Consider the following 23133-nt stretch of genomic DNA (forward strand, 5'->3'; position numbering starts at 1 on the left):
CACCGTGAGACTCCATGGCCTTCCTCACTGGGTCGAGCGGCCCGCTGGTCCGCGACGAGCGCTGACGATGGGGCGCGGCAGGCTACCGACGGAACTGCTCAGGGTTCGGCCACACGGCTGCGTACGCCTTGGCGAGCTGCTCACGCACCGCGTTCGAGCTGTGGAAGTCCAGCGCCCACCGCTTGCCGGCGGCGGCGAGCCGGTGGCCTCTGGCCGGATCGGTGAGCACACTGGTCAACTCGTCCACCCAGGCCTGCGCGTCCGCTCCCACCACGACCTCGTGATCGTGCCGTACCCCCGCTCTGCGGGCAACCTCGGGCGTGGTCACCGCGGGAACACCCGCCGCCAGGGCCTGGATCAGCTTCATCTGCACACCCGTACCGCGCCAGACCGGGACGATGGCCGCCGAGGCCGGCGGGTAGTAGGGGGCGACGTCGGGAACGTTGGCGTGGATCTCGACACCGCTGCCCCGGAACGCCTGGACGGAGGCGGGCGGGTTGGTCCCGACGATGTCGAGTACGGCGTTCGGGACCCGCTTCCGCACCTCGGACCAGCAGTTCCTGAGGAACCACAGCAAACCGTCGACGTTGGCCTCGTAGGTCAGCCTCCCGACGAAGAGCACCCGCGGCTCCGCCGCCCGCGGGGTGCTGTCCTCCGGGTGGTCGTACGGGCTCCGCACGACGTACGTGTTCGGCCGCTCCTCGCCCGGCTCGAAGGGCGCCGACACCATCAGCGGCACCTGGCGAGCCACCAGGGCGTCCTCCCGTGCCTGCATGCGCGGCGCCTCGATCTTGCCCACCAGCTTCCACTTCGGGCCGGCGGTCTGGGCGAGCTGGCTGTAGTACTCGCTGCGGAACTCGTCGAGGTCCACGATCACCGGCACCGGCGCGCACCGCTCCACCAGGTGCACCGTACGGAAGACGTTGAGATGCACCACGTCGGGCTGCCACTGCCGGATCTCGCTGGCGAGCGCGGTCGACAGCTCAGGCACGTCGGCGTAGGCCTGCTGGAGCGACGTGCCGGTCGGCAGCGCCGTGGCACAACGGAGCATCGACGTGATCCGGTTGCGCGGCACCAGCACCGTGGACTCCACGGGCAGTTCCTGGGCCTGCCGCACCTCCTCGTCCGAACTGGTCAGGCCGAGGAAGTGGATCTGGTGGTCCCGGGCGAGAATCTCGAGCAGGGCCAGGCTCCGCGGGCGGATCTTCGAGGGGATCCAGGGAGCGACGAAAAGAATCTTCACAGCGGCAGTCTCCTGAGGGCGCGGGCCGAGAACTTGTCCATTGCGGTGCCGTACTTGTCGCAGTATGCAACCAGGCCAGAGCGGTACAGCCGGTTCTTGCCGACCGCACTGGTGCTCGTACTTTCCCGGTGCATGGCCCATGCGGTCCCGACCGACACGACGCGCCAGCCGGCATCGCGCAGCCGCCTGCAGAGGTCGACATCCTCGAAGTAGAGGAAGAAGGAGGGGTCGAACCCGTTGATCTCGCGGAACGCGGTGCTCCGGACCAGCATGCAGAATCCAGACACCCAGGCGACGTCCGCCGCCGCTGCCGACCCACTCTTGTCGAGGTAGTCCAGCATGGGGAGCCGGCTGCGGAGCCGCTGCGACTTGGCGAGTCCCCGCTTCACCCGGTCGGGAACCATGTGGTCGACGCGCAACGCGGCGAGCCATTCCTTGGCCAGGCTCACGTCCGGGCCCGCCGAGATGCCCGGCTCGCCGTCCGCGTACCGCATTTGAGGCGCGACGACTCCGATCTTCGCGTCGTCCTGAAGCGCCCGCACCAGTTCCGCGTACGAGTCGGGCGTGAGCGCGGCGTCCGGGTTCAGCAACAGGTACGCCTCGGCGTCGGGAAACTGCTCCACCGCCGCGTTGATCGCCTTGCCGAACCCCACGTTGGCCGAGCGGATGACGTGCGGGGTGTACTGCGCCGCGATCTCGACACTGTCGTCGGAGGACGCGTTGTCCACCACCACGATGTCGGCGACGGGCAGTTCCCGTAGGCTGCCCAGGCTCATGGGCAGGTCTCGGGCAGAGTTGTGGGAAACGACGACAGCTACTGTTTTCACACTTCGCTCGCGATCCTGGGAGTCATCGGTCACGCCGCCGACCTCGAGTGCCCGGCCGTGTGCGGCACGACCGGCATCGCCCGGTCGCCCCGCAGCACGGCATCACCCACGACGAGCAGCGACGCGTGCTTGAAGAGATAGGTCAGGGACACCGCCGCGGCCGCGCCGACCGCACCGAACAGCGCCGCGCCGCCGGCCACCGTGACGAGAAGCGCGACGGCGCTCACCACGCCGATCTTCGCCACCAGCGCCCCCCGGCCCACGCCCTGCAGCACGGCGCCGCAGGGCGAACTCGCGCAGAACGAGGGCACGCCTGCGAGCATCACCGCGATGACCACACCGGCCTTCGCATAGACCTCGCCGAACAACAGCTCCGCCAGCCACGGCGCGGCGGCCATCCCGACGGCGCTGATCGCGCCGACCAGCAGCACCACGGCGAGGTTCATCCGCCAGAAGAGCCGCCGTGCGTCGCCCGCCCGAGCGGTCGCCGAGTGCGGCACCAGCACGGCGCTGAGCGCGGACGGGATCGAAACGAACGGTGAGAAGATGCGGGACGCGGCGGCGTACAGTCCCGCGCCGGCACCCGGCACGACGAGCGAGACGACCGTCGCGTCCAGGACCCGCGCCTGCGCGGAAACGTTGCTGACCAGGTACGCCCGCGAGTCCAGCACCGCCCGCCACACGTCGGCGCCGGCGGCCGAGCCGGAGACCCGGACCACCAGACGCACGTGGACCTGCCCCAGCACCGACGCGACCAGCAAGCCGTACGCGAGCGAGGCGAAGGGTTCGCCGCCGAGGTTGACGGCGGTCACGAAGATTGCGACCTGCACGGCCTTCCGGCCCAGGATCGATACGACCGCGTGCCCCATCCGGCCGTCGGCGATCGCGAGCGACAACATCGTCTCGACGTTCTTGTCCAGCATCCAGCCGGCCGCGAGGAGCACGGCGATCCACGGCGCCATGGTGCCGGCGGTGAGGCCAAGGCCGATCGCCGCCGCGACGACCAGGCCACCGATCGTGGTGAGGACGTTCAGGCGCAGGCCAGCGCTGACGGCGGCGTCGTGCCCGAGTGCCCGCCACCGTAGGAGGGCGGTCGAGACGCCCGCGTCCGCGACGACGGCCAGGAAGGCCACCGCGCCGAAGTACCCGCCGAAGGCGCCGAAGCCCTGCGGGTCCACGTACCGGGCCAGCAGAACCATCGCGACGGCCTGCAGCCCGCTGCCGGCGATGCGGGAGGCGGCCAGAGCCGAGGCTCCGCCCATCACCCCGCGCACGTTCGGCCGCCGGGACGGACCCGCTGGATCTTCCGAGGCGGCCGGGCCGCGTCCCATCTCCTGCTCACCATCGGCGGCCCCGCCGCCCCGGTTCGCGCTCGCGTGGCCGTCGGGCGTCGGGGCATCGCCGCCCCGGTCACCGCGTCGGTCCTGGTGCTGGTGGTCCTCCACCAGCCACACGGTCGCCACCCCGAGGACGAGGAACCACAGCGGCAGCATGGACTCGGCCACGACGCCGTACGTGGTGGCCACGATCCCGAAGTAGGCCACCGTGAAGGTGAGGCAGAACGCCGGAAGGAGGGTCGGCCGGAGGACACCCTTCCACACGCACAGCACGGCCAACGCCGAAGCCGGCGTGAAGAGGATGACCGCGCCCGGTATGCCCAGTTCGACAGCGGCGAGCAGGATGCCGTTGTGCACCGGCACCCCTTGCGCCACGATCGGATCGATCCGGCCGACGACCTCCACATAGTTGTTGGGGCCGACGCCCCACCACGGTTTGCTGGCCAGGAACTGCAGTGCGCTGGACAGGAGCTGTGCCCGCGCGCCGCCGGCCGGGTCGGCGATCATCCGGAGGATGAACACGGGGGCCGCCGCCAGCACGCCGATGCCGAGCAGTACGAGCCCGATGACCGTCTGCCGGCGCCCGCGGCCGGTGCGGACCTCCGCCGCGCCCCGCCTGCGCAGCATCAACTCGCCCATCACGATCAGCATCAGGACCGCCAGCAGTCCGGTCCGGCTGCCGGTCAACGCGGTCGTCGCGAGCGCGGCGGCGGGCACCCCGTACCGCCCGACGATCGCGGGAAGCTGAAGCCGGCCGAGGCCGAGGCGGCTGTCCGGCCCGGTCGTCAGGTAGTAGAGCGCCAGCACCAGCACGATGGCCTTCGCGAGGTTGACCGGGTGGTTCAGCGTTCCGTTGGTCCGGTCGCCGAGGAAGCGGGCCGCTTCCACGGTCCCCATGGGGTTGAGCGGTACACCGAGCCGCTGGAGAGCAGCGCAACCGAACTGGGCGGCGATGACTCCGGCGGAGGTCAGTCTGAGCGCCGGGACGGCGGACCGGTGCATGGCAAGCAGACATCCCACCGCGAAGGCGAGCGGCGCGGACAGATACTGCACCGCTCCGACCAGCTCCCGGGTGGAGGCGCCGCCGCGTGTCACCATGCCGATGCCGATACACAAGGCCAGGGCGCCGATCCCCGCGGCCAGGACCGCCACCCAGCGCAGCCGCCGCCACGTCGTCGCCAGCAGCACGACGGAGGCGACGACGAGTGCGACCATCCAGGTCGATGGCGCGAAGACCGGGATGGCGATGCCGACGTGCCACGGCACGTCGCCCTTGCCGAAGGTCTTCGGTAGCAGGGCGAGGCAGGTCACCAGGACAGCCGCACTCAGGGCTACCGGCCATCCGGTGCGAGCGATGGCTGAGGCCGACGAACCGGTCCCTACCGTTACGGTCCGGCCCACTGGCGTACTTCCGCGCCCTCGTCGGGCTCCGTGCGGCGTCGCCGCGGCTGCCGCACGCCGGCCGCCACGGCCTTCACGAGTCCCGCGGCCATGGCCCCGCACGCGTAGCCCACGGCGGCTGCGCCCGGTCGCCCGACCCGTAGTCCTTCCGAGAAGACCCCCGCCATCCCCCGCATCGTGCCCTGGCGGCGGGCGTACGTCATGACCGATCCCAGGTAGTAGTCGCCCCGGTCGCGCGGGGTGGCCGAGCTGAGGTACTGGCGCGCCCAGTCGAGCTCGCGGGCCAGCGAGATCGAGCGCGAGACCCCGTCGCCGATCGCGTCGTACCTCGTCAGCGCGTCGTCCAGCTGCCGGACCACCAGCCCGGGCACGTTCCGGGACAGTTGCAGCAGCCAGGTCAGGTCCTGGTGCAGACTCAGCTCTTCGTCCAGGGGCACGGTCATCGGAAGCGACCGCGGGAAGAGGAGCGTGGAGGACGGGAGGAACGCCTGCCCGCGTTGGACCCGGTGCCGCCGCAACAGGTTGTTCTCCAGGCTGTGGCTGGGGTCGTAGGGCGCACGGGGCCAGGTCTCGGAGCCGTGTTCGAAGTCCACCACCACCCTGGTGGACGAGATCCAGGTCGACGACCCGGCGAGGCCGGCCTCGGCGATGTCCCGGACCTGGCGCTCGATCTTCGTCGGATGCCAGAGGTCGTCGTCGTCCAGGAACGCGACCAGGTCTCCGGCGCACCTCCGGACACCGGCCATGCGGGCGGCGTTACCGTTCCGGCGCTCGAGGTAGCGCATCAGCCGAACGCGTGGATCGTCAGGAAGGTCCGCATCGGCCTCCGAGTTGAGCACCACGTGGACCTCGGTGACCGGATGCGTCTGCCCGAGCACGGATTCGACGGCTCGGCGAAGTCCCGGCTTGCCGACCGAGGGGATGACGACGCTGACTGTTGGACGCCACGTCGCGGATCGCGTCGGCACTGTGGGATCCACCCGACCTTCCATACCAGTTTGGCTACGACGGAACCGCAACGCGCTCAGCTCGCTGCCGACCGTACGCGGGCACCACATGTTACAGAGCGCTGGCCTCGGGCGATGCCCCCGTGACCGCACCCCTTCCGCCGGCGGGATGGCCGCCGGCGGACACTACAAGGACAGGGTTGCCCGGATGCCGTTGGCCACCTTGCGCACCTCACTGACCTGCGCCCCGGTCGCTGTCATGCGGATGACGACCTGGCGGTCGATCACGCCTTCGGGCGTGCTCCGCCACCAACCGATCACCACCAGTCCGTATCGGTCCTTCCCGTTGATCTGCGGGGACTCGGCGAAGGTGACGTTCCCGGCCTGGACCCATTGCAGGCCCCACGCCTCCTCGGCCTTCCGGTACGCGGCCTGCACCTCGTCGCCACAGGGCTTCGGGCAGTTCCGGACGATGACCTCCCCGCCGACCTCCGGGACACCGGGACGCGAGATGCCGCAGAGATACCTGGCGAAGCCGGGCCCGCGCTGGCGCGCGTCGCAGGCCCAGGACTCGGGCACCTTGAAGGTGAAGCCCAGGCCGGCCGGACTCTCCTCCCTGACCCGGTCGGTGTCGGCGAACTGCGGCTCAGCGGGCCAGGATCCCGGCTTCGGCGGTTCGACACCGGGGCTGCGCGGTACGCCCGTGGGGAAGGCGACCGGCTCCGGGCTACTGGGTACGGTCGGGCTGGGGGACAGGCTCGGCCCGGCCACGGGTGTCCGGTCGCCGGACTGCCAGGCGAAGATGCCGACACCCGCGCCGAGCGCCACGACCACCGCGACCGCGACGCCGACCCACAGGCCGGTGCGCCGGCGGCGCGTGGGCGCGACCGGCCTCAGTGCCGGATAGCTGGTCGTTTCCGACGTCTGCCACTGCGACGGGGTGGCCGGCTCGGACGACGGCGGAACCGATACGGGAGAGGGCGGCGTCGACACCGGCCACTCCGCACCCGAGGTGGGCCGGGGGTCCTCCGGAGTCTGCTCGACGGCGGCCGTCGAGTTCTGCCCGCCGTCGGCGGGCGTTCCGCTGTGCTGCGCCGTCACCGCTGCCGAGGTCGGGTGGTATTCCAGGTCGAGGGCGAGGAAGATCTGCTCGGCTCTGGTGCCGCTGTCGGCCGCGTACGTGACCCACGGCTCCGGGCCGGAGAAGTCGGCGTGCAGGAAGCTCGGGCGGCCGTCCCGCCCCTTGAGGGCGTTCGCGGTGGAGGCGAAGGCCTCCCTCCAGCGCTGGTCGGCGGCGACGGCCGCGTCCAGGACGGCGACCGTCACGGCCCGGCCCTGGGCGTCGACCGCGGACCAGACCTTGCCTACTTGACACGACCCCAGCATCTGGAGGAATTGGAACGGAGTGCCTGGCTGCATTACCCACCCTCTTCGGTCACGGAGTGGATACTAGCGACCGGGCACCGACCGGTAACCGCCCGCTTGGTCAACGTTGGGGCCGCACGGCAAGATTGCTTCCCGTGGGGTTGAGACGCTGGCTCGCTGCCGCATTCATAATTCCGCTCCTGGCAGGCTGCGGGTCGTCCGGCGATGGCGATGCCGCACTCGGGCCGGTGGCCGCTTGGCACAACCCGGTGACGCCGGGCACCACCGGGATCATCGACCGGGACGGCCGGCCGTTCCAGCTGCACGTGCCGGCCGGGTACGACCCCGCCAGGAAGTTCCCCCTCGTCGTGCTGCTGCACGGCTACGGGTCCAGCGCCACCCAGCAGGAGCGGTACTTCGACCTCACCCCCGAGTCCGACCGCCGCGGTTTTCTCTACGCCATCCCGGACGGCACCGTCGACCGGGACGGCAAGAGATTCTGGAACGCGACCGAGGCCTGCTGTGACTTCCACGACAGCGGGGGGGACGACGTGGCGTACCTCGAACGGCTCCTCGACACCGTGGAGGTGGCGTACTCGGTCGACCCCGCACGGGTCTACCTGGTCGGCCACTCCAACGGCGGCTTCATGGCCTACCGGATGGCCTGTGAACGCTCGGTGCGGATCACCGCGATCGTCTCGCTCGCCGGCGCCGTCGACAACGACACGTCACTGTGCACACCCCAGCGGGCGGTCAGCGTCCTGCAGATCCACGGCACCGCCGATCCGACCATCAGGTTCGACGGCGGCATGAACGGCGGCCACCCGTACCCGTCGGTCGACACCACGCTCGCCACCTGGCGGCGCATCAACGGCTGCTCACCACAGGCCGACACCTCCGCCCCGCCGCTGGATCTCGAACCCCGGCTGCCCGGGGCGGAGACCGGCGTGACGATCTACTCCGTCGGCTGCCGCGACGCCACCCGGGTCGTCCTGTGGGACATCCGTGGCGGTGGCCACACGCCCACGTTCAGTGCGAACTTCGGCCCGGCCGTCATCGACTTCCTCTACGCGGGGCCGCCCCGACCCTGACCACGCTCCCTGGGCGTGAGCTGTCCGCCGCTCCTCGTGGCGGGGCACGTCGCGGTGCCGCCCACCCGTGCGGGCCACCTTGTGTCTGAATAATTTCATGCATAGTCTCAGCCTGTGAATGACGCCGTGCTGGACCTGTTCCACGGGGTCCGGCTCACTCCCACCCAGCGCCGGATCGCGCACTGCCTGGTGCAGCACGCCCCGGCCGCGGCCTACCTGTCGGCGGCCGAGGTGGCCGAGCTGGCCGGGGTCAGCCAGCCGTCGGTCACCCGGTTCGCGGTCGCACTCGGCCACGACGGCTACCCGGCGCTGCGCCGCCGGCTGCGCGAGCTGACCGCCGCCAGCACAGCCGGGCCGGACGGCGCCGGCAACGAACTACAGCAGGCGGTACGCGCCGAGATCGGCAACCTGGACCGGCTGGCCGGGCAGCTCGCCGACCGGGAGCCGATCGCCGAGAGCGGCCGGCTGCTGGCCGCCAGCCGTCCGCTGCCGGTGCTCGGCCTGCGGGCCGCCGCACCGCTGGCCGCGTACTTCGCGTACTTCGCCGCCAAGGTGCACCCGGACGTGCGGGTGCTCGACGACGGCGGCAGCCTGCTCACCGACCGCCTGGAACAGGCCGCCGAGGCCGGGGCGTCCGCCCTGCTCGCCTTCGTGCTCCCCCGCTACCCCCGGGAGACCCTGGACGCGCTGCGCGAGGCCCGGGCCGCCGGCCTGCGCGTGGTGGCGATCACCGACTCGCCGGTCAGCCCGGCCGCCGAGCACGCCGACGTGGTGCTGCCCGCGGCGGTCGGCGCGCACCTCGTGTTCGACCTGCACACCGCCCCGATGACGCTGGCCATGGTGCTGCTCGAGGCGATCTGCGACGCCGCACCGGCCGAGACCCAGCGCCGGCTGGAGGCGTTCGAGGCGTCCGCCGCCCGCCGTCAGTTGTTCCTCGGCTGAGAGGAGACCGAGATGTCCCAGGTTGTCCGCGCCGCCCGTGGCGCCGAGCGCACCGCCCGTGGCTGGCCGCAGGAGGCGGCGCTGCGGATGCTGATGAACAACCTCGACCCCGAGGTGGCCGAGCGCCCCGACGACCTGGTGGTCTACGGCGGCACCGGGAAGGCCGCCCGGGACTGGCCGTCGTTCCACGCGCTGGTCCGTACGCTGACCGACCTGCGCGACGACGAGACCATGCTGGTGCAGTCCGGCCGGCCGGTGGGCGTCATGCGCACCCACGAGTGGGCGCCCCGGGTGCTGCTGGCCAACTCCAACCTGGTCGGCGACTGGGCCACCTGGCCGGAGTTCCGCCGCCTCGAACAGCTCGGCCTGACCATGTACGGGCAGATGACCGCCGGCTCGTGGATCTACATCGGCACCCAGGGCATCCTCCAGGGCACCTACGAGACGTTCGCCGCGGTAGCCGCCAAGCGGTTCGGCGGGACGCTGGGCGGCACGCTGACGCTCACCGCCGGCTGCGGCGGGATGGGTGGCGCCCAGCCGCTGGCCGTCACCATGAACGGCGGCGCCTGCCTGATCGTCGACGTGGACCGCGGCCGGCTGGAGCGGCGGATGCACGACCGCTACCTCGACGAGATCGCCGACGACCTGGACGACGCGGTGGCGCGGGTGCTCGCCGCGAAGCGGGAGCGCCGGGCGTTGAGCGTCGGCGTGGTCGGCAACGCCGCCGTCGTCTTCCCCGAGCTGCTGGTCAAGGGGGTCGAAATCGACATCGTCACCGACCAGACCAGCGCGCACGACCCGCTGTCGTACCTGCCGGTGGGGGTGGAGCTGGCCGACGCCCGGGACTACGCGGCGGCGAAACCGGCCGAGTTCACCGACCGGGCCCGGGCGTCGATGGCGCGGCACGTGGCGGCGATGGTCGGCTTCGCCGACGCCGGCGCCGAGGTCTTCGACTACGGCAACTCGATCCGCGGCGAGGCGAAGCTGGGCGGCTATGAGCGGGCCTTCGACTTCCCCGGCTTCGTGCCGGCGTACATCCGGCCGCTGTTCTGCGAGGGCAAGGGTCCGTTCCGGTGGGCGGCGCTCTCCGGCGACCCGGCCGACATCGCCGCCACCGACCGGGCCATCCTCGACCTGTTCCCGGAGAACGAGTCGCTCGCCCGATGGATCCGGATGGCCGGCGAGCGCGTCGCGTTCCAGGGCCTGCCGGCCCGGATCTGCTGGCTGGGCTACGGCGAGCGGGACAAGGCGGGTGTGCGGTTCAACGAGATGGTCGCCTCCGGCGAGCTCTCCGCGCCGGTGGTGATCGGCCGGGACCACCTGGACTGCGGCAGCGTGGCCAGCCCCTACCGGGAGACCGAGGCGATGGCCGACGGCTCCGACGCGATCGCCGACTGGCCGCTGCTCAACGCGCTGGTCAACACCGCCAGCGGGGCGTCCTGGGTGTCCATCCACCACGGCGGCGGGGTGGGCATCGGCCGGTCCATCCACGCCGGGCAGGTCTGCGTCGCCGACGGCACCGCGCTCGCCGGGCAGAAGATCGAGCGGGTGCTCACCAACGACCCGGCGATGGGCGTCATCCGGCACGTCGACGCGGGCTACGACGACGCCCGCGAGGTCGCCGCCCGCACCGGAGTGCGCGTCCCGATGGCGGAGGGGTGAGCGTGTCCGACGACCTGGTCTGCCGGTTTCGCGCGCTGTGGAACGAGATCGCGCCGGTCGGCCGGGACGGGCGCACCGGCGGCTACCTGCGCTACGCGTTGACCGAGCCGGAACTGCACCTGCGCGCCTGGTTCCGCGACCAGGCCGACCGCCGGGACATGCCGGTCACCGACGACGGCAACGGCAACCTGTTCGCCTGGTGGGGTGACCCGGAGGCGGGCGACGCGGTGCTGACCGGCAGCCACTTCGACTCGGTGCCGCACGGCGGGGCGTACGACGGGCCGCTCGGCATCGTCAGCGCGTTCCTCGCGGTGGACGTGCTGCGGGCGGCCGGCGTGGCGCCGGTCCGGCCGCTGGTGGTGGCCGCGTTCGTCGAGGAGGAGGGGGCCCGGTTCGGCGTGCCCTGCCTGGGCTCCCGGCTGCTCACCGGGGCGCTGTCGCTGGACCGGGTGGCCGCGCTGCGCGACGCCGCCGGCGTGAGCTTCGCCGAGGCGCTGGGCGCCCCGCCGGCCGGCGACCGGCCCGAGCTGCTCGGCCGCTTCTCGGCCTTCGTCGAGCTGCACGTGGAGCAGGGCCGGGCGCTGGTCGAGACCGGCGCGCCGGTGGCGGTGGCCAGCGCCATCTGGCCGCACGGCCGCTGGCGCTTCGACTTCCGCGGCGAGGGCAACCACGCGGGTACGACCCGGATGACCGACCGCCGGGATCCGATGCTCACCTACGCGTTCACCGTGCTCGCGGCGAACAAGGAGGCCCGGCTGCGCGGTGCGCACGCCACCATGGGCCGGGTGACCGTGGAGCCGAACGCCACCAACGCGATCCCGTCCCGGGTGACGGGGTGGCTGGACGCCCGGGCGGCCGAACCGGAGACGCTCGCCGGCCTGGTCGCCGCGGTGCACGGCAAGGCGGTCGAGCGGGCCCGCCGGGACGGCACCGAGCTGACGCTGGCCGAGGAGTCCGCGACCCCGCTGGTCGCCTTCGACGCCGGCCTGGCCGACCGGCTCGCCCGGCTGCTCGACGCGCCGGTGCTGCCCACCGGGGCCGGCCACGACGCGGGCGTGCTCGCCGGCCACCTGCCCACCGCGATGCTCTTCGTGCGCAACCCGACCGGGATCTCGCACTCCCCGTCGGAGTGGGCCACCGACGCCGACTGCGCCGCCGGGGTGCGGGCGCTGGCCCGGGTGCTCCAGGAGCTGGCATGCGCGTGAGCCACGCCGGCGGACCGGGGTCGTTGGGCCCTGCGGGGCCGCTGTCGCGGACGATCCGGGCGGGCCGGCGGGGGTCCTGGGCGACCCCGGACCGCGCGGTGGCGCGCACGATTCAGCTCCGAGGGGGGCGACGGAGATGACCGCGAGCCGCTGGCTGGCCGAGTACGCCTGGCTGCCCGAGCACGCCGAACCGACCCCGGACGTGCTGATCGAGACGACCGACGGGCGGATCACCGCGGTGATGCCGCTGACCGCCGGCAGCGCCGGGGTCACCGCCGGGGTCGAGGTGTACGCCGACGCCGTCCGGCTGCCCGGCCTGACCCTGCCCGGGCTGGCCAACGTGCACTCGCACGCCTTCCACCGGGCGCTGCGCGGGCGCACCCAGGGCGGCCGGGGCGACTTCTGGAGCTGGCGCGACCAGATGTACGCGGTGGCCACCCGGCTCGACCCGGACTCCTACCTGGCGCTGGCCCGTGCCGCGTACGCCGAGATGGCGCTGGCCGGGATCACCTGCGTGGGCGAGTTCCACTACCTGCACCACGGCGCGGACGGCGTGCCGTACGGGGACCCGAACGCGATGGGCGCGGCGCTGGTGGAGGCCGCCGCCCAGGCCGGCGTGCGGATCACCCTGCTGGACACCTGCTACCTGACCGCCGGCGTCGACGGCCGACCGCTCACCGGCCCGCAGCGGCGCTTCGGCGATGGCGACGCGGTGCGCTGGGGCGAGCGGGCGGCGGCGTTCACGCCGGCCGGCGGGCACGCCCGGGTCGGCGCCGCGGTGCACTCGGTACGGGCGGTCCCGGCCGAGCAGTTGAGCACGGTGGCCCGGTGGGCGCGGGAGCGGGACGCGCCGCTGCACGTGCACCTGTCGGAGCAGCCGGCCGAGAACGACGCCTGCCGGGCGCTGCACGGCTGCACCCCGACCCGGCTGCTGGCCGAGCACGGCGTGCTCGGCCCGGCCACCACCGCTGTGCACGCCACCCACCTGACCAGCGGCGACCTGGGGCTGCTCGGGGAGCACCGCACCGGGGTCTGCCTCTGCCCGACCACCGAACGCGACCTGGCCGACGGCATCGGCCCGGCCCGGCGGATGGCCGATGCCGGGGTGCCGCTGAGCCTGGGCAGTGACAGCCACGCGGTGGTGGACCTGTTCGAGGAGGCCCGCGCGGTGGAACTGGACGAGCGGCTGCGCACCCGCCGGCGGGGGCACTTCGCGGCCGCGGAGCTGGTGACGGCGGCGACCGCGGACGGGCACGCCGCGCTCGGCTGGACGGACGCCGGGCGGATCGCCGTCGGGGCCCGGGCCGACCTGGTGACGGTCCGGCTGGACAGCGCCCGCACCGCCGGCGTACCCCCGGTCGGGGTGTTCTTCGCGGCCGGCGCGGCCGACGTCACGCACGTGCTGGTCGACGGGCGCCCGGTGGTGCGCGACGGGCGGCACCTGACCGTCGACGTGCCGGCCGAGCTGAGCCGCGCCGTGGCGGAGGTGACACCGTGAGCGCGAGGAGTGAGCCGGTCTTGCGAGCCCCGCAGTCGCGAACCGAGGTGACACCGTGAGCGCGAGGAGTGAGCCGGTCTTGCGAGCCCCGCAGTCGCGAACCGAGGTGACACCGTGAGCGCGAGGAGTGAGCCGGTCTTGCGAGCCCCGCAGTCGCGAACCGAGGTGGCGCCGTGAGCAGCCTGCTGGTCGACAACATCGGTGAGCTGGTCACCAACGTGCCCGGGACCGGCGAGGGCGGTCCGCTGGGGCTGCGCCGCCGGGCGGCGGTGCTGGTCGAGGCCGGCGAGGTGGTCTGGGTCGGCCCGGCCCGGGACGCGCCGGCCGCCGACCGGCGGATCGACGTCGCCGGGGCGGCGGTGCTGCCCGGCTTCGTGGACAGCCACGCCCACCTGGTCTTCGCCGGTGACCGGGCCGCCGAGTTCGCCGCCCGGATGAGCGGGCAGCCGTACACCGGGGGCGGGATCCGCACCACGGTGGCCGCCACCCGGGCCGCCACCGACGGCGAGCTGCGCGGCACCGCCCGCCGGCTGCGCGGCGAGGCGCTGCGGCAGGGCACCACCACCATCGAGGTCAAGAGCGGGTACGGCCTCACCGTCACCGACGAGGCCCGCTCGCTGCGGATCGCCGCCGAGGTCACCGACGAGACCACCTTCCTCGGTGCGCACGTGGTGCCCGCCGAGTACGCCGCCCGGCCGGACGACTACGTCGGGCTGGTGTGCGGGCCGATGCTGGCCGCCGCGGCGCCGCACGCCCGCTGGATCGACGTCTTCTGCGAGCGGGGCGCGTTCGACGCCGACCACACCCGGGCCATCCTGACCTGCGGGCAGGCCGCCGGGCTGGGCGTGCGGGTGCACGCCAACCAGCTCGGCCCCGGGCCGGGCGTCCAGCTCGGCGTGGAGCTGGGCGCGGCCAGTGTCGACCACTGCACCCACCTGACCGACGCCGACGTCGACGCGCTCGCCTCGACCCGGGTCGACCCCGGCGACGGCGATGCGCCGCACACCAGCACGGTCGCCACCCTGCTGCCCGGCGCCGAGTTCTCGACCCGCTCGCCCTATCCGGACGCCCGCCGGCTGCTCGCCGCCGGGGTCACCGTGGCGCTGGCCACCGACTGCAACCCCGGCTCGTCGTACACCTCCTCGATGCCGTTCTGCGTGGCGCTCGCCGTCCGCGAGATGCGGATGACCCCGGCGGAGGCGGTCTGGGCCGCGACCGCCGGCGGCGCGCGGGCGCTGCGCCGCGACGACGTCGGGGTGCTGCGTCCCGGGGCCCGGGCCGACCTGGTCGTCCTGGACGCCCCGTCCCATCTGCACCTGGCCTACCGGCCCGGTGTGCCACTGATCCGCCAGGTTCTGCACAACGGAGTGCTGCAATGACCGTGACCATTCAGTCCACCGGAATCTCCGCCGCCGACGTGCTCGCGGTGGCCCGCGGCGCCGCGAAGGTGGTCCTCGACCCGGCCGCGATGGAGGCGATGGCCACCAACCGGGCGATCGTGGACGGCATCGAGGCCGCCGGCCGCCCGGTTTACGGGGTCTCCACCGGGTTCGGGGCGCTCGCGAACACCTTCGTCGCGCCGGAGCGGCGGGCCGAGCTGCAGCACGCGCTGATCCGCTCGCACGCCGCCGGGGTGGGCGGGCCGATGCCGCGCGAGGTGGTCCGGGCGATGATGCTGCTGCGGGTCCGCTCGCTCGCGCTGGGCCGCTCCGGGGTCCGGCCGCTGGTCGCCGAGGCCCTGGTCGACCTGCTCAACCACGACATCACCCCGTGGGTGCCGGAGCACGGCTCGCTCGGCGCCTCGGGCGACCTGGCGCCGCTGGCGCACTGCGCGCTGGTGCTGCTCGGCGAGGGCTGGGTGCTCGGCCCGGCCGGCGAGCGGGTCGACGCAGCGGACGCGCTGCGCCGGGCCGGGCTCAAGCCGGTCGAGTTGGCCGCCAAGGAGGGCCTGGCGCTGATCAACGGCACCGACGGCATGCTCGGCATGCTGCTGCTGGCGATCCACGACGCCGCGCACCTGTTCGCCATGGCGGACGTGACCGCCGCGCTGGCGATCGAAGCGATGCTCGGCTCGGAGCGGCCGTTCCTGCCGGAGCTGCACAGCATCCGGCCGCACCCGGGTCAGGCCGCCTCGGCGGCGAACATCCACCGGCTGTTGCAGGACTCCCGGGTGATGGACTCGCACCGCGACGACCTGGCGCACGCCGTGCAGGACGCGTACTCGATGCGGTGCGCGCCGCAGGTGGCCGGGGCGGCCCGGGACACCCTGGAGTTCGTCCGCACGGTGGCCGGGCGGGAGCTCGTGTCGGTGGTGGACAACCCGGTGGTGCTGCCGGACGGCCGGGTCGAGTCGACCGGCAACTTCCACGGCGCGCCGCTCGGCTTCGCCGCGGACTTCCTGGCCATCGCCGCCAGCGAGGTGGGCGCGATCGCCGAACGGCGGGTGGACCGGCTGCTGGACGTCACCCGCTCCCGGGAGCTGCCGGCGTTCCTCTCCCCCGACGCCGGGGTCAACTCCGGGCTGATGATCGCGCAGTACACCGCGGCCGGCATCGTCGCGGAGAACCGCCGGCTGGCCGCGCCCGCCTCGGTGGACTCGCTGCCCACCAGCGGGATGCAGGAGGACCACGTCTCGATGGGCTGGGCGGCGACCAAGAAGCTGCGCACCGTGCTGGACAACCTGACCAGCGTGCTCGCGGTGGAGCTGCTGGCCGCGGTACGCGGACTCCAGCTGCGCGCGCCGCTGGCCCCGTCACCGGCCGGCCGGGCGGCGGTCGAGGCGCTCGGCGGGATCGCCGGCGAGCCGGGCCCGGACGTCTTCCTCGCCCCCCTGATGGAGGCCGCCCGATCCGTGGTGGCCGGGCCCGACCTACGCGTCGCCATCGAACGCCAGATCGGCCCGCTCGGCTGACAGGTACCGCGCCCAGCCTCGACGAGCCGCTCCGACGACGTCCGCCCCACCGGCCCCGGCCGGTGGGGCGCTGTCGGTCGCCGTTGCTAGGGTTCGCCACCGTGACCGATGACGCCGTGCCGACGGCTGACGTCCCCGACCCCCACGCACCGGACGTCGGGCGGCGCGCGCTCGACGACGAGATCCGAGCCTTCGTCCGCCGTCAGGTAGCGCTGGCCGAGCTGCCGGCGGTGGCCATCGTCGCCGAGACGGTGGAGTACCTGCAGGACGAGGCCGATCCGGCCCGGATCGCCGAGCTGACCTGGCCGGTAGTGGGCGAGGAGCTGAGGGCACACCTCGCCGCGCAGGAGAGCTGGCCCGAGGTGACCGACAGCGACCGGCTGACCGCCGCCTTCCGGGCGCTGACCGCCGACGGCATCGTGGCCCGGGAGAACTTCACCTGCTGCCAGAACTGCGGCCTCAGCGAGATCGGCGCGGACGTGCCGCGGTCGATCGCCCCGCGCGGCTACGCCTTCTACCACCGGCAGGACGCCGAACGCGGCGTCGACGGGGAGGGTGTGCACATCGCGTACGGGCTGTTCGGCCAGCCGCCGTCGGCCGCCGTCGGCGAGGAGGTGGCGGCGGCACTGCGGGCGGAGGGCCTCACCGTGCGGTGGGACGGCCAGACGGGTAGCCGCATCCACGTGCCGATGGTGTGGCGGCGCCGCCGGGTGGGGCGGCTCGCCGCCGTACCGGCCATGGTGGACGACGACATCGAGACCGATGTGGAATTGCTCGGCGGGTGGTCCGGGGTGCACGCCGCCGGGGACGGGCCGGCGTCTGCGGGCCGCCTCACCGCTCTGCACCTGCCCTGGCTGCCCGCCGCCGTCCAGGTACGCCTCACCTGCGAAGGCCGGTCCGTGACGGTCCGGCGCGAGGGCGACGCCCTGGTCGGGGCGTACGCCGACCCGGGCGTGCCGGAGTTGACAGTCGGCCGGTACGACGGCATGGAGTTGGTCCGGCGGCTGCGCGGCCGGCCACCGGGCGGCGGGTCGGCTCCCGCCCCGGTCGGCTTCCTCGAGGTGTCCGCCGACCACACTGGCGGCTCCGACCGGGACGTACCGATGGACCTGGCGGAGGTGCTGGCCCTGGTGCGGGCCATGCGCCCACTGAGCTACGACTTCATCACCTGCGTCGGCCGCTCGGGTGGCTGCGTCCAGACCACCTGGCAGCCCGGTGGCCTCTGGGTGGAGAAACTGGACACCGAGGCGGCCGTGTCGGTCGGGCGGTACGCGACCCTGGCCGAGGTGGAGCGGATGCTCACCGTGCTGGCCGTGGAGGACCGGGTCGCGGTGCGGGAGCTGGGCGACCTGACCACGCTACGGCACCGCTGAGCGACCGCCGTCAGGTGGTTGGCGGCAGCACCTTGGCGGCGAGCTTGGCCAGCTCGCGCAGCGCCTTCCCGCGGTGGCTGACCGCGTCCTTCTCCTCCGGCGTCAGCTCGGCGTTGGTCCGGTCCTGCCCGTCGCCGAGGAAGATCGGGTCGTAGCCGAAGCCGCCGTCGCCGCGCGGCGACCGCAGCAGCCGGCCGGGCTGCCGGCCGTCGACCAGGTGCTCCTTGCCGCCGGGCAGGACCAGCGCCACCGCGCAGACGAAGGACGCGCCGCGATGCTCGTCCGGCAGGTCGGCGATCTGGTCCAGCACCAGCTGGAGGTTGGCCTGGTCGTCGCCGTGCCGGCCGGCCCAGCGGGCGCTGAACACCCCGGGCATCCCGTTGAGCGCGTCGACCGCCAGCCCGGAGTCGTCGGCGACGGTCGGCAGGCCGGTACGCCGGCAGCCCTCCCGCGCCTTGATCAGGGCGTTCTCGGCGAAGGTCAGGCCGGTCTCCGGCAGTTCCGGGTACTCCTCCACGTCGTCCAGCCCGAGCAGCGCGATCCGGTGCGCGCCGAGCGCGCCGTCGAGGATCCGCTGCAGCTCGATGAGCTTCTTGCGGTTACGGGTGGCGAGCAGGACCTTGTTCATGACAGCGCCTTCCGCTGAGCCTCGGCCAGTTCCACGCACCCCGCCACGGCCAGGTCGAGCAGGGCGTCCAGTTGCTCGCGGGCGAACACGCCCGCCTCCCCGGTGCCCTGCACCTCGACGAACTCGCCGGTGCCGGTGCAGACCACGTTCATGTCGACCTCGGCGGCCACGTCCTCGGCGTAGTTGAGGTCCAGCCGGGGCTCGCCGGAGATCACGCCGACGCTGATCGCGGCCACCGAGCGGTGCATCACCTTCTCCGGCTTGCCGGCCAGCGCCTTGCGCTCGGCCAGCCAGGTCACCGCGTCGTGCAGGGCCACGTACGCGCCGGTGATCGCGGCGGTCCGGGTGCCGCCGTCGGCCTGGAGCACGTCGCAGTCGAGCACGATCGAGTTCTCGCCGAGCGCCTTGAGGTCGATGGAGGCCCGCAGGCTGCGACCGATCAGCCGGGAGATCTCGTGGGTACGGCCACCGACGCGGCCCTTGACGCTCTCCCGGTCGGAGCGGGTGTTGGTGGCCCGGGGCAGCATCGCGTACTCGGCGGTGACCCAGCCGAGCCCGGAGCCCTTGCGCCAGCGGGGCACCCCCTCGGTGACGCTGGCGGTGCAGAGCACCCGGGTGTCGCCGAACTCCACCAGGACCGAGCCTTCCGGGTGGGTGCTCCAGCCCCGGGTCAGCGTCACCGGTCGGAGTTGGTCGGGCCGCCGCCCGTCAGGTCGCGCCATGCCTGCACCCTATGCAATGCGGTGATCGAACCGTCCCGGGGTGTCCCGACCGGGCCGCGCGGTGCCCGCTCAGATGTCGTAGCTGGCGCCGGGGCGGACCACCTCGAGCGGACCCGCGTACGCGGCGGCGGCCGAGGCGACGGTGTGCGCCTCACTGCCCCAGGCGGCCACCAGGTGGGTCAGCAGCAGCCGGCCCACGCCCGCCTTGGTCGCCGCCTCGCCGGCCTCCCGGCCGGTCAGGTGCAGGTCCGGCGGGTTGTCCACGCCGTCGAGGTAGCTGGCCTCGCAGAGGAAGACGTCGGCGTCCTGGGCCAGCCGCAGCAGCGCGTCGCAGGGCGCGGTGTCGGACGAGTAGCAGAGCGCCCGGCCGCCGTGCTCCAGCCGCACGCCGTACGTCTCGACGGGGTGGTTGACCCGGTCGACGGTGACGGTGAACGGGCCGATCGGGAAGGTGCCCGGCTCCAGCGCGTAGAACTGGTAGACGTCCTCGACCGTGCCGTCGTCCTGGCCGTAGACGGCGGAGAGCCGGTCCGGCGCGCCGGCCGGCGCGTACACCGGCAGCGGCGGGTACGGGCCGTCCGGGGCGTACCGGCGGACCACCACGTACGACGCGGCGTCGAGGATGTGGTCGCAGTGCAGGTGGCTCAGCAGGATGGCGTCCGGGGTCTTCAGCCCGGCGTAGCGCTGAAGGGTGGAGAGCGACCCCGACCCGAAGTCGACCAGGAGCCGGAAGCCCTCGGCCTCGACCAGGTACGCGGAGCAGGGGGACTCGGGCCCGGGGAAGCTGCCGGCGCAGCCCAGCACCGTCAGTCGCATGAGGTTGTCTCACCGTCACGCTGCGTAGTGCCCGCGCCGGCCCGCGCTCCGCCGATGATCTCTACCGACGCGTACGCCACGCTGCGCAGCCTACGCTGGCGCGCCCACGGGCAAGAATGATCCGCTGGAAGTTGTCACCAACGTGACACCCGCTCCGCGGGCGGGCCGGGACACGGCCGGGGCCACCGGCGTCCCGCCGATGACCCCGCCGTCCAACCCGCCCGGATCAGGCCCAGAGCTGCCCCTCCAGGGCGTCCTCGGCGTCGGCCAGCGTGCCGCCGTAGGCGCCGGTGGAGAGGTACTTCCAGCCGCCGTCGGCGACCACGAACGCCACGTCCGCTCGCCGGCCGTCGCGGACCGCCTCGTGCGCCACCGCCAGGGCGGCGTGCAAAATGGCACCGGTGGAGAACCCGGCGAAGATGCCCTCCACCTCCACCAGTTGCCGGGTGCGCAGCACCGCGTCCCGGGTGCCCACCGAGAAGCGGCGGGACAGCACCGTCGCGTCGTACAGCTCCGGCACGTAGCCCTCGTCGATGTTGCGCAGGCCGTAGACCAGCTCGCCGTAGCGCGGCTCGGCGGCGACCACCTGGATGCCGTCGACCTTCTCCCGCAGGTAGCGCCCGGTGCCCATGAGCGTGCCGGTGGTGCCCAGGCCGGCCACGAAATGGGTGATGGTGGGCAGGTCGTGCAGCAGCTCCGGCCCGGTCGTCTCGTAGTGTGCCCGGGCGTTCGCGTCGTTGCCGTACTGGTAGAGCATCACCCAGTCGGGGTGCTCGACGGCGATCTGCTTCGCGGTGGCGACCGCCTGGTTGGAGCCGCCGGCTGCCGGCGAGAAGATGATCTCAGCGCCGTACATCCGGAGCAGTTGCACCCGCTCGGTCGAGACGTTCTCCGGCATCACGCAGACCAGCCGGTAGCCGCGCAGCTTCGCCACCATGGCCAGCGAGATGCCGGTGTTGCCGCTGGTCGGTTCGAGGATGGTGTCGCCAGGCCGGAGCCGGCCGGCCTCCTCCGCCGCGCGGACCATGAACAGGGCCGCCCGGTCCTTGATGCTCCCGGTCGGGTTCCGGTCCTCCAGCTTGGCCCAGAGACGTACCGGCGGCGCCCCGTCGGGCACCGTCGGCGAGAGCCGAGGCAACCCGACCAGGGGCGTGCCGCCACAGGCGTCGAGCAGGCTGTCGTACCGCGCCACGGCGGCCGCCTCAGCGGGCGGTCGGGATGCGGCCGCCGGCCCGGGTGGCGAGCGCGTGCTGGGCGATCGCGGCGGCGGCCGCGAAGCCGAACGCGCCACCGGCCACGGCCGGCAGGATGGTGACGCTGTCTCCGTCGGAGAGCTTGGCGTCGAGCGCGCCGAGGAACCGGACGTCCTCGTCGTTGACGTAGACGTTGACGAAGCGGTGCAGCGCGCCGGCCTCGGTGACCAGCCGGCCGCGCAGCCCGGCGTGCCGGGAGTCCAGGTCGGCGAGCAGGTCGCCCAGGGTGTCGCCGGTGCCCTCGACGACCTTGGCGCCGCCGGTGTAGCTGCGCAGGATGGTGGGGATGCGAACCTCGATGGCCATGATTGTCGTGCTCCTCTTTCGGGTGTGCCGGACGGTGACGGGACGTGGGACAGGTGTTACGGCGCCGGGATCAGCGGCCGGAACACTCGTAGTCGACCGTCGCCGGGCTCTGCCCGAACATGTAGGACTGCACGGCGTGCGGGTCCACCCCCGCGTCGAGGATGCGCACCGGTTCCTCGGTCACCACGCCGTCGACGATCCGGAACGAGCGGATCTCCTCGGTGTCGGGCTCCCGGGTGGAGACGAGCAGGTAGTGCGCGCCCGGCTCACCGGCGAAGGAGACGTCCGTCCGGGACGGGTAGGCCTCCGTGGCGGTGTGCGAGTGGTAGATGACGACGGGTTCCTCGTCCCGGTCGTCCATCTCCCGCCACACCCGCAACTGCTCCATCGAGTCGAACTCGTAGAACGTCATCGAGCGGGCGGCATTGTCCATCGGGATGTGCCGGGTGGGGGTGTCGCTGCCGGCGGGACCGGCGACCACGCCGCACGCCTCGTCGGGGTGGTCCCGACGAGCGTGGGCGACGATCGCGTCGACGATCGACCGGTCGATGCTCAGCACGCGTCCCAGCCTAACTCCTGCCGGGCGGCAGCTTAAGGTGGTGCCGGTCACGCCTAGTCGATCAAGGCGTTGAGCAGCGACTCCTGGAGATATCCGAGGTAGGCGTAGACCGACAGTTGGAACACCCGGCTGGAGGTCGGGTCCTCGGCGACCGCGTCGTCGAGCTCCTCGCCGAGGTCGGTGCCGTCCTTGATCTCCAGCCGTACGCCCATCGCCAGCCGAGCGTCGTTGAGCGCGCGCAGCCACGCCTCGGCCGCCTCGGCGTCGAGCCGGACCTCGCCGCCGGCCTCGCCGGGCAGCGCGGCCAGGATCGCCCCGGCCTGGTCGATCTTGGCGGTCTTCAGGTCGCCCTCGGTGTACCGGCGGAACTCGGCGGTGCCGCCCGGGTCGTCCGGGTAGACCTCGGGGAAGAGCCGGCAGACCACCGGGTCGGAGTGGTCGAATCCGTCGGTGAGCAGGCCGACCACCTCGGAGGCCACCTTGCGGAGCACCCGGACCTCGTCGGCGGCGAAGGTGGCGACATAGCGGCCGCCCTGGCGGCGGAACATGCTCACGGCACCATCCCTGTTCGCGACTGCGGGGCTCGCAGACCCGGCTCACTCCTCGCGCTCACGAGCGGTCCACCGTCGCCCAGAGCCCGTACGCGTGCAGCTGCGACGCGTCGTGCTCCATCCGCTCGCGGGCGCCGCTGGAGACCACCGCCCGCCCCTTGTGGTGCACGTCGAGCATGAGCCGCTCGGCCTTCTCCCGGCTGTAGCCGAAGAGCTTCTGAAACACCCACGTCACGTACGTCATCAGGTTGACCGGGTCGTCCCACACGATCGTCACCCACGGCCGGTCGGCAGCCGGCATCTCTTCGGTGTCCGGCGTCTCGACCGGTGCAACCTGCGGAGCCGTCATGCCCCCCATCGTGCCACCGCTCTCGGCGAACCGAGGAACCGGAACGCCGGCCCGCCGCGGATCGCCGTGCGCCGCCGCCCCCACCGCTGGTCGGGCGCGGGCGGCGGCGCACCCGGCGGGGCGGCCGGCCGGGGCTGCGGGGACGCC

At 73.2% G+C, this 23133-nt stretch carries 21 protein-coding genes; 8 read left to right on the plus strand and 13 right to left on the minus strand.

All coding sequences use genetic code 11. From position 1 onward, the window contains the following. Positions 1 to 82 precede the first annotated feature (82 nt). From FHX32_RS26085 to FHX32_RS26105, 5 genes are all read right to left on the minus strand, one after another. A complete protein-coding gene (locus FHX32_RS26085) occupies positions 83 to 1243 on the minus strand; it encodes a glycosyltransferase (RefSeq protein WP_167188540.1) in 1161 nt (386 codons plus the stop codon). Continuing rightward, positions 1240 to 2103 (minus strand): glycosyltransferase family 2 protein, encoded by an 864-nt coding sequence (locus tag FHX32_RS26090; RefSeq protein WP_167188543.1) that lies wholly within the window; start codon positions 2101 to 2103, stop codon positions 1240 to 1242. The genes FHX32_RS26085 and FHX32_RS26090 overlap by 4 nt, the downstream gene beginning before the upstream one ends. Further along, positions 2100 to 4910 carry an O-antigen ligase family protein gene (locus tag FHX32_RS26095; protein WP_167188546.1) on the minus strand — a complete coding sequence of 937 codons (2811 nt, stop codon included), beginning with the start codon at positions 4908 to 4910 and terminating at the stop codon, positions 2100 to 2102. The genes FHX32_RS26090 and FHX32_RS26095 overlap by 4 nt, the downstream gene beginning before the upstream one ends. Beyond that, positions 4793 to 5776, minus strand: a complete 984-nt coding sequence (locus tag FHX32_RS26100) for a glycosyltransferase family 2 protein (protein WP_167188549.1) — start codon at positions 5774 to 5776, stop codon at positions 4793 to 4795. Before FHX32_RS26100 ends, FHX32_RS26095 begins: the two co-directional genes overlap by 118 nt. Positions 5777 to 5941: 165 nt before the next feature. Next, complete coding sequence (locus FHX32_RS26105; RefSeq protein WP_167188552.1) at positions 5942 to 7141, minus strand: hypothetical protein; 1200 nt, start codon at positions 7139 to 7141, stop codon at positions 5942 to 5944. A gap of 227 nt (positions 7142 to 7368) precedes the next feature. On the opposite strand from FHX32_RS26105, the gene FHX32_RS26110 reads away from it, so the two are divergent. The 8 genes from FHX32_RS26110 to FHX32_RS26145 all read left to right on the plus strand — a co-directional run bounded on the left by FHX32_RS26110 (position 7369) and on the right by FHX32_RS26145 (position 17802). Continuing rightward, positions 7369 to 8211: an alpha/beta hydrolase-fold protein gene (locus tag FHX32_RS26110; RefSeq protein WP_167188555.1), complete on the plus strand. Its 843-nt coding sequence runs from the start codon at positions 7369 to 7371 to the stop codon at positions 8209 to 8211. A 114-nt stretch (positions 8212 to 8325) separates the two neighbouring features. Beyond that, positions 8326 to 9153, plus strand: coding sequence for a MurR/RpiR family transcriptional regulator (locus FHX32_RS26115; protein WP_167188558.1), 828 nt, complete (start codon positions 8326 to 8328; stop codon positions 9151 to 9153). 12 nt (positions 9154 to 9165) lie between these two features. Further along, positions 9166 to 10815 carry a urocanate hydratase gene (gene hutU / locus FHX32_RS26120; protein WP_167188561.1) on the plus strand — a complete coding sequence of 550 codons (1650 nt, stop codon included), beginning with the start codon at positions 9166 to 9168 and terminating at the stop codon, positions 10813 to 10815. Positions 10816 to 10817: 2 nt separating this feature from the next. Next, on the plus strand, positions 10818 to 12020 hold the full coding sequence (locus tag FHX32_RS26125) for an allantoate amidohydrolase (RefSeq protein ID WP_486481323.1): 1203 nt from the start codon (positions 10818 to 10820) through the stop codon (positions 12018 to 12020). Positions 12021 to 12156: 136 nt separating this feature from the next. Continuing rightward, a complete protein-coding gene (locus FHX32_RS26130) occupies positions 12157 to 13518 on the plus strand; it encodes a formimidoylglutamate deiminase (RefSeq protein ID WP_167188567.1) in 1362 nt (453 codons plus the stop codon). A 173-nt stretch (positions 13519 to 13691) separates the two neighbouring features. Continuing rightward, on the plus strand, positions 13692 to 14897 hold the full coding sequence (hutI, locus tag FHX32_RS26135) for an imidazolonepropionase (protein ID WP_167188570.1): 1206 nt from the start codon (positions 13692 to 13694) through the stop codon (positions 14895 to 14897). Beyond that, the gene (gene hutH / locus FHX32_RS26140) at positions 14894 to 16429 is read left to right on the plus strand and encodes a histidine ammonia-lyase (protein WP_167188573.1); all 1536 of its coding nucleotides are present in this window, start codon (positions 14894 to 14896) and stop codon (positions 16427 to 16429) included. Before hutI ends, hutH begins: the two co-directional genes overlap by 4 nt. A 101-nt stretch (positions 16430 to 16530) precedes the next feature. Beyond that, complete coding sequence (locus FHX32_RS26145; protein WP_167188576.1) at positions 16531 to 17802, plus strand: DUF6891 domain-containing protein; 1272 nt, start codon at positions 16531 to 16533, stop codon at positions 17800 to 17802. A gap of 10 nt (positions 17803 to 17812) precedes the next feature. On the opposite strand, the gene rdgB is transcribed toward FHX32_RS26145, so the two are convergent. The 8 genes from rdgB to clpS form a co-directional block, all read right to left on the minus strand. Further along, positions 17813 to 18430 carry an RdgB/HAM1 family non-canonical purine NTP pyrophosphatase gene (gene rdgB, locus FHX32_RS26150; protein ID WP_167188578.1) on the minus strand — a complete coding sequence of 206 codons (618 nt, stop codon included), beginning with the start codon at positions 18428 to 18430 and terminating at the stop codon, positions 17813 to 17815. Then, on the minus strand, positions 18427 to 19152 hold the full coding sequence (gene rph, locus FHX32_RS26155) for a ribonuclease PH (protein WP_167188581.1): 726 nt from the start codon (positions 19150 to 19152) through the stop codon (positions 18427 to 18429). The genes rdgB and rph overlap by 4 nt, the downstream gene beginning before the upstream one ends. 69 nt (positions 19153 to 19221) lie before the next feature. Next, a complete protein-coding gene (locus tag FHX32_RS26160; protein ID WP_167188584.1) occupies positions 19222 to 19968 on the minus strand; it encodes an MBL fold metallo-hydrolase in 747 nt (248 codons plus the stop codon). Positions 19969 to 20194: 226 nt separating this feature from the next. Continuing rightward, the gene (locus tag FHX32_RS26165; protein ID WP_167188587.1) at positions 20195 to 21160 is read right to left on the minus strand and encodes a pyridoxal-phosphate dependent enzyme; all 966 of its coding nucleotides are present in this window, start codon (positions 21158 to 21160) and stop codon (positions 20195 to 20197) included. A 10-nt stretch (positions 21161 to 21170) separates the two neighbouring features. Further along, positions 21171 to 21527, minus strand: coding sequence for a MoaD family protein (locus FHX32_RS26170; protein WP_088995707.1), 357 nt, complete (start codon positions 21525 to 21527; stop codon positions 21171 to 21173). A 70-nt stretch (positions 21528 to 21597) separates the two neighbouring features. Beyond that, positions 21598 to 22086 (minus strand): M67 family metallopeptidase, encoded by a 489-nt coding sequence (locus FHX32_RS26175; protein WP_088995708.1) that lies wholly within the window; start codon positions 22084 to 22086, stop codon positions 21598 to 21600. Between the two features lie 53 nt (positions 22087 to 22139). After that, a complete protein-coding gene (locus FHX32_RS26180) occupies positions 22140 to 22634 on the minus strand; it encodes a DUF2017 family protein (protein WP_208419409.1) in 495 nt (164 codons plus the stop codon). A 61-nt stretch (positions 22635 to 22695) separates the two neighbouring features. Then, positions 22696 to 22986: an ATP-dependent Clp protease adapter ClpS gene (gene clpS / locus FHX32_RS26185; RefSeq protein ID WP_167188593.1), complete on the minus strand. Its 291-nt coding sequence runs from the start codon at positions 22984 to 22986 to the stop codon at positions 22696 to 22698. Positions 22987 to 23133: the final 147 nt, after the last annotated feature.

This window comes from Micromonospora sp. CNZ280, from assembly GCF_011759515.1.